Annotated in this window: 11 protein-coding genes; 5 read left to right on the forward strand and 6 right to left on the reverse strand. The window is 66.4% G+C overall.

All coding sequences use genetic code 11. The annotated features are described in order from the left end of the window. Positions 1-85: 85 nt before the first annotated feature. Positions 86-889, forward strand: a complete 804-nt coding sequence (gene dkgB, locus ACIOVF_RS01750; protein WP_401286977.1) for a 2,5-didehydrogluconate reductase DkgB — start codon at positions 86-88, stop codon at positions 887-889. Here the strand turns inward: dkgB and ACIOVF_RS01755 are convergent. Further along, the gene (locus ACIOVF_RS01755; RefSeq protein ID WP_045194082.1) at positions 886-1,128 is read right to left on the reverse strand and encodes a DUF2790 domain-containing protein; all 243 of its coding nucleotides are present in this window, start codon (positions 1,126-1,128) and stop codon (positions 886-888) included. The genes dkgB and ACIOVF_RS01755 overlap by 4 nt on opposite strands. A gap of 160 nt (positions 1,129-1,288) precedes the next feature. On the opposite strand from ACIOVF_RS01755, the gene ACIOVF_RS01760 reads away from it, so the two are divergent. Both ACIOVF_RS01760 and ACIOVF_RS01765 read left to right on the forward strand, forming a co-directional pair. Continuing rightward, positions 1,289-2,719, forward strand: a complete 1,431-nt coding sequence (locus tag ACIOVF_RS01760) for a PLP-dependent aminotransferase family protein (protein WP_401286982.1) — start codon at positions 1,289-1,291, stop codon at positions 2,717-2,719. A gap of 102 nt (positions 2,720-2,821) precedes the next feature. Next, a complete protein-coding gene (locus ACIOVF_RS01765) occupies positions 2,822-3,259 on the forward strand; it encodes a carboxymuconolactone decarboxylase family protein (RefSeq protein WP_045194084.1) in 438 nt (145 codons plus the stop codon). Here ACIOVF_RS01765 and ACIOVF_RS01770 read toward each other — a convergent pair whose 3' ends face one another. The 3 genes from ACIOVF_RS01770 to ACIOVF_RS01780 all read right to left on the reverse strand — a co-directional run bounded on the left by ACIOVF_RS01770 (position 3,260) and on the right by ACIOVF_RS01780 (position 6,211). Continuing rightward, on the reverse strand, positions 3,260-4,690 hold the full coding sequence (locus ACIOVF_RS01770) for a short-chain fatty acid transporter (protein WP_195884437.1): 1,431 nt from the start codon (positions 4,688-4,690) through the stop codon (positions 3,260-3,262). It abuts the gene before it with no gap. A 133-nt stretch (positions 4,691-4,823) separates the two neighbouring features. Further along, the gene (locus tag ACIOVF_RS01775) at positions 4,824-5,480 is read right to left on the reverse strand and encodes a CoA transferase subunit B (protein ID WP_045194086.1); all 657 of its coding nucleotides are present in this window, start codon (positions 5,478-5,480) and stop codon (positions 4,824-4,826) included. A gap of 32 nt (positions 5,481-5,512) precedes the next feature. Then, complete coding sequence (locus tag ACIOVF_RS01780) at positions 5,513-6,211, reverse strand: CoA transferase subunit A (RefSeq protein ID WP_038994784.1); 699 nt, start codon at positions 6,209-6,211, stop codon at positions 5,513-5,515. Between the two features lie 137 nt (positions 6,212-6,348). Here ACIOVF_RS01780 and ACIOVF_RS01785 point away from each other — a divergent pair, with 137 nt between their 5' ends. After that, positions 6,349-7,254 (forward strand): LysR family transcriptional regulator, encoded by a 906-nt coding sequence (locus ACIOVF_RS01785; RefSeq protein WP_123566324.1) that lies wholly within the window; start codon positions 6,349-6,351, stop codon positions 7,252-7,254. Further along, entirely contained in the window at positions 7,242-8,069 is an 828-nt protein-coding gene (locus tag ACIOVF_RS01790) for an aldo/keto reductase (protein ID WP_401286989.1), read from the forward strand. The genes ACIOVF_RS01785 and ACIOVF_RS01790 overlap by 13 nt, the downstream gene beginning before the upstream one ends. A gap of 95 nt (positions 8,070-8,164) precedes the next feature. Here the strand turns inward: ACIOVF_RS01790 and ACIOVF_RS01795 are convergent, their stop codons facing one another. Together ACIOVF_RS01795 and ACIOVF_RS01800 are read right to left on the reverse strand one after the other, a co-directional pair. Beyond that, positions 8,165-11,269 carry an error-prone DNA polymerase gene (locus ACIOVF_RS01795; RefSeq protein ID WP_401286992.1) on the reverse strand — a complete coding sequence of 1,035 codons (3,105 nt, stop codon included), beginning with the start codon at positions 11,267-11,269 and terminating at the stop codon, positions 8,165-8,167. Next, positions 11,245-12,660, reverse strand: coding sequence for a DNA polymerase Y family protein (locus tag ACIOVF_RS01800; RefSeq protein WP_045194091.1), 1,416 nt, complete (start codon positions 12,658-12,660; stop codon positions 11,245-11,247). Before ACIOVF_RS01800 ends, ACIOVF_RS01795 begins: the two co-directional genes overlap by 25 nt. Between the last annotated feature and the right edge of the window lie 2 nt (positions 12,661-12,662).

A 12,662-nucleotide genomic window follows, 5' to 3' on the forward strand; every position in this document is an offset into this window, starting at 1 on the left:
TGCGGCAACGGGCATTTTTCTGCGCGGGCACAGTCGCAATACTGCACGTCTTGTTTATCAACGCTCGCACCGGAGGAACCCGCTCATGACTATTCCCGCCCTTGGCCTTGGCACCTTCCGCCTCAAGGATCAGGTCGTGATCGATTCGGTGGCCACCGCCCTCGAACTCGGTTACCGCGCCATCGACACCGCGCAGATCTACGGCAACGAAGTCGAGGTCGGCCAGGCCGTGGCCGCCAGCGGCATCGACCGTGACGAGCTGTTCATCACCAGCAAGATCTGGACCGAGAACCTGGCCGCCGACAAGCTGATCCCCAGCCTCAAGGACAGCCTGCACAAGCTGCGCAGCGACTACCTCGACCTGACCCTGATCCACTGGCCATCGCCCCAGGGCGCAGTGCCGGTCAGCGAGTTCATGGGCGCCCTGGCCGAAGCGCAAAAGCAGGGCCTGACCCGGCAGATCGGCGTGTCCAACTTCACCATCGACCTGCTGCGCCAAGCCATTGAGGTGGTCGGCAAGGACGCCATCGCCACCAACCAGATCGAGCTGCACCCGTACCTGCAGAACCGCACGCTGGTGGACTTCATGCACCGCCAGGGGATTGCCGTGACCTCGTACATGACCCTGGGCTACGGCAAGGTCCTGCACGACCCGGTGATCAAGCAGATCGCCGCGCAGCACGGCGCCACCCCGGCGCAGGTGACCCTGGCCTGGGCCCTGCAGCTGGGTTATGCGGTGATCCCGTCCTCGACCCGGCGCGAGAACCTGGCCGGCAACCTCAAGGCCCGCGAACTCAAGCTCAGCGCTGACGACATGGGCAGGATCGCCGCCCTCGACAGCGGCCTGCGCCTGACCAGCCCCGAGAGCCTGGCGCCAGCCTGGGACTAACCGCGGTCGGTGCAGACCCGGGCCAGTTTCAGGTACTGCAGGCTGTGTTGCCGGCCCGCGGAGTCGACATAGACCATGCTGGCCAGCACCACCTCGCAGGTGTCGCTGGCCGGTTCGCTCAGCTGCAGCACCCGGGCGACATCCACGGGCATGCCATAGTGATAGACCGGCACCGGTGTGGCGGCCTGGGCCGTCGCCGCCAGCAACAGGCTCAAACCCGGCAGATAACGCAGGCTCATGGTGATTCTCCTGTGCACGCAAGCGGTTCGCCGCAGTGCCGGCGAACCTCGACCTGTTGAGTGTGGCGCGCTGCGGGCATAGGCGTTGCACCAGGGGATCAACGGCAGCGAATCAGGTAACCTGAACGCCAGACAAACGCCTGCGGATACGCCCCTCACCATGGAACTCCACATCAGCCTGCAGGGCCGCAAGGGCCTGGCCGAGCAGCTTTACCAGCAGTTGCGCGACGGCATTGACAGCGGCCGCCTAGCGGCCGGCACGCAACTGCCCCCCAGCCGCCTGCTGGCCGAGCAACTGGGGGTGTCGCGCAAGACCGTGGCCGAAGCCTATTCGCGCCTGACCTACGACAACCTGCTCAGCGGCCAGGTCGGCAAAGGCAGCTTTATCACCCCTGCCGCCACCCGCAACCCACCACCCAGTACCAGCATCCCCCTGGCCAGCGCCGCCACCCTGGCCAAATGGCAGGCCCGGGCCAACCCGCTGGCTGACCTCAAACTGCCGATGTTGCGCTACGACTTTATCGGCGGCGCCTCAAGCAAGGTGCAGTTCCCCTTCGATGACTGGCGCCGCTGCAGCCAATACGCCCTGCGCCAGATCCGCCACAGCAGCGCTCGCTACAGCGCCCACCAGGGCCTGCCGGAATTGCGCGAGGCGATCGCCCGGCATATCGCCTTCGCCCGCGGCGTGCGTTGCAGCAGCCAGGACGTGGTGGTCTGCAACGGCGCCCAGCAAGCCCTGGACCTGATCACCCGGGTGCTGGTCGAACCCGGTTGCCAGGTGGCCATGGAAGACCCCGGCTACACCCCGGCGCGCCAGTTGTTCCTGGCCCAGGGCGCCGAGCTGCAATGCGTGCCGGTCGACGCCGAGGGCATGTGCGTCGAGCAGATCGCCGAGGGTACGCGGCTGATCTACGTCACCCCGTCGCACCAGTTCCCGCTGGGCATGCCGATGAGCCCGGCGCGCCGCCAGGCCTTGCTCGAACGTGCCGCAGCGCTGGGCGCGATCATCATCGAGGACGACTACGACAGCGAGTTCCGCTATGAAGGGCGGCCCACCGACTCGTTGCAAAGCCTCGACCGCCACGGCCTGGTGGCCTATGTCGGGACCTTCTCCAAAACACTGTTGCCGGAGCTGCGCCTGGGTTACTGCATCGTCCCCGAAGCGCTGCGCGAGGCGATCTGCATCGCCAAGCAACTGACCGACTGGCACACCCCGACCCTCAACCAGTGGGCGCTGGCGCAGTTCATCAGCGAAGGCTCGCTGCAAAAGCACATCCGCCGCGTGCACGAGGTCTATGCCGCGCGCCGCGAATGCATCCTGGCCCGCCTGCAGGGTGATCTTGCGCCCTGGTTCGAAGTGGTGCCGGCCACTGCCGGTTATCACTTGAGCGCCCTGGCCCGGAGCGATCTGGACGTCGAATTTCTGATCAGCATGGCGCGCAAGGTCGAGGTCGGCCTGTATTCACTGGCGCCCTTCCATGCCCGCGTGCCGGTGCGCCAGGGCCTGCTGCTGGGCTTTGGCGCCATCGAACGGCTGGACATCGACCCGGCCCTGGACCGCCTGCGCGACGTGCTCCAGGCCCTTGACTGATTGGCCTCCTGACAAAGGGCAAAATTGGCTATTCGAGTACGCCGTACCTGGCGCTAAGGTAGCGCCATCGCCGCCTGTGGCGGACCTTAGCGGAGAGCAGCAATGAGCAATCGTATCGAATGGGCCAAACACTCGCCTGAAGCCTACAAAGCCATGGTCGGCCTGGAAATGGCCCTGGGTAAATCGGGGCTTGAGAATTCGCTGCTGGAGCTGGTGCGCCTGCGTGCTTCGCAAATCAATGGCTGCGCCTACTGCGTCAACCTGCACGCCAACGATGCACGCAAAAGCGGCGAAAGCGAAGCGCGCCTGCAGACCCTGAGCGTCTGGGACGAAACCGAATTCTTCAGCCCGCGCGAGCGGGCGGCGCTGGCCTGGGTCGAAAGCCTGACCCGCCTGCCCGACCAGCGCGCCCCGGAGCACCAGTACCGCGCGCTGCTCGAGCACTTCAGCGAAGCCGAAGTGGTCAACCTGACCCTGGCCATCGCCACCATCAACGCCTGGAACCGCTTCGGCGTCGGCTTTGCGATGATTCCTGGCTGATCAACCCGCCGGGGTCGGCATCACCGGCGGCGTGTACTGCAAGGTGGTGCCGAGGATCCACAGCAGGAACAGCACCAGCGGCACGTGCACCAGCAATTGCACGAACGAGAAGCCGATCAGGTCGCGCGCCTTCAGGCCCAGCACGCCCAGCAGCGGCAGCATGTAGAACGGGTTGATCAGGTTCGGCAGCGCCTCGGCGGCGTTGTAGATCTGCACCGCCCAGCCCAGGTGGTACTGCAGGTCGTTGGCCACCAGCATCACGTACGGCGCTTCGATGATCCACTTGCCGCCGCCCGAAGGGATGAAGAAGCCCAGCACCGCCGAGTACACGCCCATCAGCAAGGCATAGGTGTCGTGGGTGGCGATCTGTACGAAGAAGGTCGAGATGTGGTGCGCCAGGCTCTGCGCATCGGCGCCCTGGACCTGGGTCAGGATCGCCGCGATCGAGCCGTACAGCGGGAACTGGATCAGCACCCCGGTGGTGGTCGGTACCGCACGGGCCACGGCATCGAGGAAGCTGCGCGGGCGCCAGTGCAGCAAGGCACCGGCCATGATGAACAGCAGGTTGTAGGTGTTCAGCCCGGAAATCGCGGTGATCGCAGGTTTGGTCGAAAACTCGTTGTACAGCCAGCCAGCGGCCAGGGCCACCAGCAGCAGGATCAGGATCGGGCTGTACTCCAGCCACTCGCCCGGGCGGGTGCGCTGCGGTGTTGGCGGTGCCGAGAAGCTTGGGTCGACGCCGCAGGCTTCGGCGCTGCGGGCGCTGTTGGGGCCCGGCGCAGTGGCATAGGCCACGACCAGCGAAACCACCACCAGCGCGGCGAGCATCACCCCCGACTGCCAGAGGAAGATGGTCTCGGTGAACGGGATCACCCCGGTGATCGCCAGGATCGACGGCGGCAGGCTGGCCGGGTTGGCCTGCAGTTGCGCGGCCGAAGACGACAGGCCCAGGGCCCACACCGCACCCAGGCCCAGGTAGGCGGCGGCACCGGCGGCGCGGTAGTCCATTTTAAGGTCGGTGCGCCGGGCCAGGGCGCGCACCAGCAAACCGCCGAACACCAGCGACAGGCCCCAGTTGAGCAACGAGGCGACCATCGAGATCAACGCCACCCAGCACACCGCCGAACGACCGTTGTTGGGGAGGCGCGCCAGGCGGTCGATCAACTTGACCGCAGGTGGCGAGCTGGCCACCACGTAACCGCCGATGACCACAAAAGCCATCTGCATGGTGAACGGGATCAGGCTCCAGAAACCGTCACCGAAGGCCTTGGCGGTATCGGTGGGCTTGCCGCCCATGGCGAGGGCAGCGACCGACACCAGCACCACGGCCAGGGCGGCGAACACCCAGGAGTCGGGGAACCAGCGTTCGGCCCAGTTCGAGCAACGCAGGGCAAAACGGGCGGAGCGGCTGTCTTGGATATCAGCGGCCACGGGATTTTCCTTTTATTGGTTTTATTGGAACGGCACAAGGCCCCATCGCGGGTCAAGCCCGCTCCCACAAGGTCCACTCTGTGGGAGCTGGCTTGCCAGCGATGAGGCCAGCAAGAACTACGAAAAACTCAGATCAGAAGGTCATTTCTTTAACATCATCCGCCACAATCAGCTTGCCCGCGGTCTTCTCGATGATCTCTTCAACCGTCACCCCCGGCGCAGTCTCGCGCAGGATGAAGGCGCCGTTCTCGATCTCAAGGTATGCCAGGTCGGTGAGCACCTTGCGGATGCAGCCGGCGCCGGTCAGCGGCAGGCTGCAACGCGGCAGCAGCTTGGACTCGCCGTCCTTCGAGGCGTGGGTCATGGTGACGATGATGTTGTCGGCACCGGCCACCAGGTCCATCGCCCCGCCCATGCCCTTGACCAGCTTGCCGGGGATCATCCACGAGGCGATGTTGCCTTGCACGTCCACTTCAAAGGCGCCGAGCACGGTGAGGTCGACGTGACCGCCGCGGATCATGGCGAAGGATTCGGCCGAGTTGAAGATCGAGGCGCCGGTGCGGGCGGTGACGGTCTGCTTGCCGGCGTTGATCATGTCGGCGTCCAGCTGCGCTTCGGTGGGGAATTCACCCATGCCCAGCAGGCCGTTTTCCGATTGCAGCATTACGTCCATATCGGCCGGGACGTAGTTGGCCACCAGGGTCGGGATGCCGATGCCGAGGTTGACGTAGTAGCCGTCCTTGAGTTCACGGGCTACACGTTGGGCCATTTGTTCGCGGGTAAGTGCCATGGTCAGGATCTCTTTATTGTTCTGGGGTCGGGTCAGGCTTTGACGGTGCGTTTTTCGATACGCTTCTCGAAGGTGCCGACGATGACCCGGTCGACATAGATGCCCGGGGTATGGATTTCGGTCGGCAGCAGCACGCCCGGCTCGACGATCTCTTCGACCTCGACCACGGTGATCTTGCCGGCGGTGGCGGCCAGCGGGTTGAAGTTCTGCGCGGTGTTGCGGTACACCACGTTGCCGTAGTGGTCGGCCTTCCAGCCCTTGACGATGGCGAAGTCGCCGGTGATGGACTCTTCAAGGATGTACTTGCGGCCGTTGAATTCGCGCACCTCTTTGCCTTCGGCGACCGGGGTGCCGTAGCCGGTGGCGGTGAAGAAGGCCGGGATGCCGGCGCCGCCAGCGCGCATTTTCTCGGCCAGGGTGCCTTGCGGGGTGAGTTCCACTTCAAGTTCGCCGCTGAGCAGCTGGCGCTCGAACTCGGCGTTTTCGCCCACGTAGGAGGCAACCATCTTGCGGATCTGGTGCTCTTCAAGCAGCACGCCCAGGCCAAAGCCGTCGACGCCGCAGTTGTTGGAAACCACGGTCAGGCCCTTGACGCCACGGCGCTTGATTTCGGCAATGAGGTTTTCCGGAATGCCGCACAGGCCGAAACCACCGGCCAGTACCGTCATGTTGTCGGTCAGGCCTTCAAGGGCCTGTTCATAGGTTGCTACGCGCTTGTCCAGTCCGGCCATGCTGATCCGCCTTTTGTAGTTGTTGATCCGACAGGGGTGTCGGCGAGCGTTTGAACCATCTTCACCCCTGAGCACTTATTTGTTAATTTTGTTTTTATGATCAATTGATTAACTTTTCAAAAGAATAGCCTAGCCCGATGAACGTCAAACAGCTGCGCGCCTTCGTCACCGTCGCCAAATACCAGAGCTTTGCCCAGGCTGGTGAACACCTGCACCTGTCGCAGCCTGCCCTGAGCCTGACCATCAAGGCCCTGGAGGACAACCTCGGCGGCGCCCTGCTCAGCCGCACCACCCGCAGCGTCAGCCTGACGCCGGAGGGCGAGGTGCTGCTACCGCTGGCCCGGCAACTGCTGGCCGACTGGGACAACACCGAAGAATTGCTGCGCCAGCGCTTTACCCTGCAGCTTGGGCGGGTGTCGATCGCCGCCATGCCGGCCTTTGCCGGCAATCTGCTGCCGGCGGCGCTGAAGGTGTTCCGCCAGCGCTACCCGCGGGTCAACGTCACGGTGCACGACGTCATCAACGAACAGGTGCTGGAACTGGTGCGCCACCGCCGCGTCGAACTGGGCATCGGCTTCGAACCCGAAGCCAGCGAGCCGCTGCGTTTCACGCCGCTGTACCTGGACCGCTTCGTCGCCGTGGTGCCAGCCGACTCGCCGCTGGCGCAACAGCCGCAGGTGAGCTGGCGTGAACTGCTGGGCGAAGACTTCATTGCCCTGCAACGCCCTTCGGCGGTGCGCCTGCTGCTGGAGCAGCACCTGGCCGCCGAACACGGCAAGCTGGCGGTAGCCTTTGAAAGCCATCAGCTGTCGACCATCGGCCGCATGGTTGCCAACGGCCTGGGCGTCAGTGCCGTGCCGGCGCTGTGCATCGGCCAGATGCAGGAGCTGGGTGCGCGTTGCGTGCCGCTGGTAGAACCGAGTATAGAACGGCGTATTGGCGTGACCCTGCTGGCCGACCATAAACTCTCGGCAGCGGCGCAGGCGCTGCTCGATGTATTGCTTGAACATATCCGCCCACAGGAGGTGACATGCGTACCGTGAAACTTGCCGAACACAACATCCCGGCCATCGGCCAGGGCACCTGGTACATGGGCGAAGACCCGGCCCGCCAGCACGCCGAAGTCGCCGCCTTGCAGCACGGTATCGAGCTGGGCCTGAACCTCATCGATACGGCCGAAATGTACGCCGAAGGCGGCGCGGAAACCGTTGTAGGCAAGGCCATTGCCGGGCGTCGCGAGCAGGTGTTCCTGGTCAGCAAGGTGTACCCGCACAACGCCAGCCTCAACGGCATTCCCGCGGCCTGCGAACGTAGCCTCAAGCGCCTGGGCACCGAACACATCGACCTGTACCTGCTGCACTGGCGTGGCCAGTACCCGCTGGCGGAAACCGTCGAAGCCTTCGAGCGCTTGCGCGTCGAGGGCAAGATCGGCCGTTGGGGCGTGTCCAACTTCGATGTCGACGACCTGCGCGAGCTGTATCGGCTGAGCGGTGATTGCGCGGCCAACCAGGTGCTCTACAACCCCTCCCAGCGCGGCATCGAATACGACCTGCTGCCCTGGAGCCACAAGCGTAACCTGCCGACCATGGCCTACTGCCCGCTGGCCCAGGCCGGGCGCTTGCTCAAGCACCCGACCCTGGCCGAGATTGCCGAGCGCCATGGTGCGACGCCGGCGCAGGTGAGCCTGGCCTGGGTGATTCGCCAGGACGGCGTGATTGCCATTCCCAAGGCGGTGGACCTTGAGCATGTGCGCCTGAACGCGGCGGCGGCCAACCTGGTGCTCAGTAGTGAAGACCTGCGCGCAATCGACCGGGCCTTTGCACCGCCGACACGCAAGCAGCATCTGTCGATGGTTTGAGGCGTTTCGGAGGGCCTCATCGCTGGCAAGCCAGCTCCCCACCGATCCCCTGTGGGAGCTGGCGTTGCCGGCGATGGGCTGCGTAGCAGCCCCAATCAATGGAAATCCCGGCTCCGCACATCCAGCCCCTGCAACAGCGGGCTCAGATCCTCCAGGCGCTGGGCAATCAGGTGACGCACCCCGCTCTCGCACTCCAGCTTTCCGCTCACCCGCAGCAGTTGCGCGCCCACCAGCACCCGCCGCTGGCGCTCGGCCAGGTCGCGCCAGACCACCACGTTGACGTTGCCGAACTCGTCTTCAAGGGTGACGAAGGTCACCCCGCTGGCGGTCCCCGGTCGTTGGCGCCCCGTCACCAGCCCCGCCACGCTGACCCGATCGTTGTGTTCGGCCTGCTCCAGCGCTTGCGAACTGCGGCACCCCAGGGCATTGAGGCGGCGGCGCAGCAAGCTCAGCGGGTGCGGGCCGAGGGTGGTGCCGACACTGGCGTAGTCGGCAAACATGTCCTCGCTCAGCGACGGTTGCGGTAAATCCACCGGTGCTTCCACTGGCGCCTCGATACCAGCGAACAACGGCAGTTGCGCCTGCACCGCGGCCACGCTCCAGCGCGCCCGGTAACGGTCGCTGGCCAACCCGCGCAAGGCCCCGGCATCGGCCAGCAGCTCACGCGCACGGGCATCGAGCTGCGCCCGCAGGCACAGGTCACTGACATCGCGCCAGCCGCACTCGGCCCGCGCCTGTTCGATGCGCAAGGCGTCCTGCTGGCGAAAGCCGCGCACCTGGCGCAGGCCCAGGCGAATGGCCAGGGCGTCCCCTGCCCCCGGCTCCAGGCTGCAGTCCCAGTCGCTGTGGCAGACATCCACCGGGCGGATCTCGAGGTGATGACGGCGGGCGTCCTGCAGGATCTGGTCGGGGCTGTAGAAGCCCATGGGCCAGCTGTTGATCAGCGCACAGGCAAAGATTGCCGGCTCGTGGCACTTGAGCCAGCAACTGGCATAGGTCAGCAAGGCGAAGCTGGCGGCGTGGGACTCAGGGAAGCCATAGCTGCCAAAGCCCTTGATCTGCTCGAAGATGCGCTCGGCAAATTCTGCGCTGTAGCCGTTGTCGAGCATGCCCTGGGTCAGCCGTTGGCGGTGCGGTTCCAGGCCGCCGTGGCGCTTCCAGGCGGCCATGGCCCGGCGCAGCTGGTCGGCCTCGCCGGCCGAATAACCGCCGGCGACCATCGCCAGTTCCATCACCTGCTCCTGGAACAACGGCACGCCGAGGGTGCGCTCGAACACCTGCTTCAGCGCATCCGACGGATAGCTCACCGGCTCAAGCCCCTGGCGCCGGCGCAGGAACGGGTGAACCATGTCGCCCTGGATCGGCCCGGGGCGAACGATAGCCACCTCGATCACCAGGTCGTAGAAGTTCTTCGGCTTGAGCCGCGGCAGCATGGCCATTTGTGCCCGCGACTCGATCTGGAACACACCGACGGTGTCGGCGCGGCCGATCATCGCGTAGGTCGCCGCGCAGTCGGCCGGGATGCTCGCCAGGGTCAACCGGCGGCCACGGTGGCGATACAGCAGGTCGAAACAGCGGCGCAAGGCGCTGAGCATGCCCAGGGCAAGAATATCGACCTTGAGCAGGCCGACCAGGTCGAGGTCGTCCTTGTCCCACTGGATCACCGTGCGCTCGTCCATGGCGGCGTTTTCCACCGGCACCAGGCTGTCCAGCGGCTGCTCGGAAATCACGAAACCGCCCGGGTGCTGGGACAGGTGGCGGGGAAAGCCGATCAGCTCGCCGGTCAACGCCAGCACCCGGCGCAGCAACGGGCTGTCGGGGTCGAAACCGGCTTCGCGCAGTTGCTCGGGCGGCGGCAGGCGGTCGCTCCAGCGCCCGCAGCAATCGGCCAGGGCGTTGATCTGCTGCACCGGCAAGCCCAGCACCCGGGCGATATCGCGCACTGCACCGGCAGCGTGGTAGGTACTGGCCACGGCGGTGAGCGCCGCGCGATGACGACCGTAGCGGCGGAACACGTACTGCAGGACTTCTTCGCGGCGGTCGTGTTCGAAGTCGACGTCGATGTCCGGCGGCTCGTCGCGCTCGCGGGACAAAAAGCGCTCGAACAGCAGGTGGCTTTTCATCGGGTCGAGTTCGGTGATGCCGAGCACGAAACACACCACCGAGTTGGCCGCCGAGCCGCGCCCCTGGCAGAGAATGCCCTGGCCCCGGGCGAAGTTGACGATGTCGTGGACGGTAAGAAAGTAGCTTTCATAGTTGAGCTCGGCGATCAGCTGCAGCTCGTGCTCCAGGGACTGGCGCGCCTTGTCGCCAATGCCCCCGGGCCAGCGCTCACGGTGGCCGCGCTCGCACAGATGGCGCAGCCAGGCGCTGGCCGTCTGGCCTTCGGGCACCAGTTCGCGAGGGTATTGATAGCGCAACTGGCCCAGGTCGAACTGGCAACGCGCAGCAATGCGCAGGCTTTCTTCGAGCAATGCCGGCGGATACAGCTCGGCCAGTTGCGCCAGCGGGCGCAGGTGCCGTTCGCCATTGGCGAACAGGCGCTGGCCGGCCTCGGCCACGCTGCAGTGATGGCGGATGGCGGTCATGCTGTCCTGCAGGGCACGACGACCACGGGCATGCATGTGCACATCGCCGCTGGCCACGGCCGGAATATCGAGGCGCTCGGCCAGGGCCAGCAACTGTTGCAGGCGCCGCGGGTCATCGGCGCCACGGTGCAGCTCGACCGCCAGCCACAGCCGCTCGGCGAACACCTCGCGCAACCAGTGGCCGCTGGCCTGGTCAGCCTCACTGCCGTCCGGCACCCACAGCGCCAGCAGGCCGTCCAGGGGCGTGGCGAAGTCTTCGCGCAGCAGTTGGTACTCGCCCTTCTTCGCCCGTCGCCGGCCCAGGGTGATGAGCTTGCACAGGTGCTGGTAACCGCCGAGGTTCTCGGCCAGCAACACCAGCTTGGGGCCGTCGTGCAGGCGTACTTCGCTGCCGACGATCAGCGCCAGGCCCGCCGCCCTGGCTGCCTGCCAGGCGCGGACGATACCGGCCAGGGTGCACTCGTCGGTGATCGCCAGGGCCTGGTAGCCCTGCTGGCGGGCACGCTGGAACAGCTCCTGGGCACTGGAAGCGCCGCGCTGGAAGCTGAAGTTGGACAGGCAGTGCAGCTCGGCGTAGCCCGGGGTGTTCATGCGAACCAGCCCTGTAGCCACAAGCGGCCGTCTTCACCGAGGGTGCGGTAGGCCCAGCCGTACAGACCGCTGGCGGTACGCACCCGGTAGTAATCGCGGCGCACATCGCCGCCGTCCCACCAGCCGGACTCGATGCGCTCGGCGCCGGTCAGCAACTGCACGCCGACGCCGGGCAAGGCCTGGGGCTCGGCCAGCAGCCAGCCCGGGCGTGGCGCACCTGGTAGCGCCAGCGCCTGGCGCGGCCCGTCGCCCGCCTGCCAGGCGCACTCGGGGCGGTGATCGGCCTGGGCCGCAAGCCCCCGTACCGCTTCGTCGCCCAGCCGCGCGCGCAGGCGTTCGCGCAGTTGCTCCCAGGGCTGGTTCTGTTGCGGGCGCGGGTCGAACAGTTCGGCGCGCTGCGGCACGAAGGCCGGCAGGTCTTCGGCCAGCAGGCGCAGGTTGCGCACCGGCGCGGCAATCTGCAGTTGCTCAAGGCGGCCACGGGCCAGCTCGAACAGCAGCGACGGATCACGCTCGGCCGCCAGCAGGCCGACCGGCACGCAGGTGTCGGGCCCTTCGCCGTGCTCCAGCTGCAGGGCAAAGCGCTGCACGCCGCTGTCGCGCCCGGCGAGGAAGGCGGCAAGGTCGTTGATCAGCCGGCGCAGGGGGAACAGCAGGGCTTGATGGGATTCGACATCGAAGTTCAGCTCCAGGCGTGCATCGAAGCGGTCCGGCGGCAAATAGAATTCCAGGGCCATAGGCCGGCGCCCGAGCAGGCGGTCCAGGTGCAGTTGCACCGCTGCGGCAAAGCGCCGGGCCAGGGCGTCACGGGGCAAGGCCAGGACCTGGCCGAGCTGGCGCAGGCCCATGCGCGCCAAGGCGTTGGCGGCCTCGGCGGGCAGGCCGACGCGGTCGATGGGCATCTGCTCCAGCGCCGCGCGGGTTTGCTGCGGGCACTCAAGGGCCAGGCCGTCGTGGGCATTGGCGAGCATGCGCGCCGCCACCGGGTTGCTGGCCAGGACGATACGGTGACGAAAACCCAGCGCCTTGAGCTCTGCACGCAGCCGCGCTTCAAAGGCCGGCCAGGGCCCGAACAGGCCGAGGCTGGACTCGACTTCAAGCAACAGCACCCGTGGGTAATGCAGGCTGACCTGGGAGCTGAAGCGATAGGCCCAGGCGGCCAGAAACTGCTGCAATTGCTCGACGGCTGCCGGGTCGTGCTCGACGCAGGTAAAACTGCCGGCCAGGGCCTGGGCGGTGGTCAGCGCCTGCCCGGCGCGCAGGCCCAGGGCAGCGGCTGGCGGGTTGACCGCCTGCAAGACCCGGCGCTGGGCCGGGCCGCTAAGCAACACCAATGGCGTGTCGGCGTCGTCGCGGGCGCGCAGCACGGCGTCGAGTGCCAGCTGCGGCAGCAGGATACAGGCCCAGAGCATGA

The organism is Pseudomonas sp. NPDC087612 (genome assembly GCF_044743505.1).
Taxonomy (GTDB): Bacteria; Pseudomonadota; Gammaproteobacteria; order Pseudomonadales; family Pseudomonadaceae; genus Aquipseudomonas.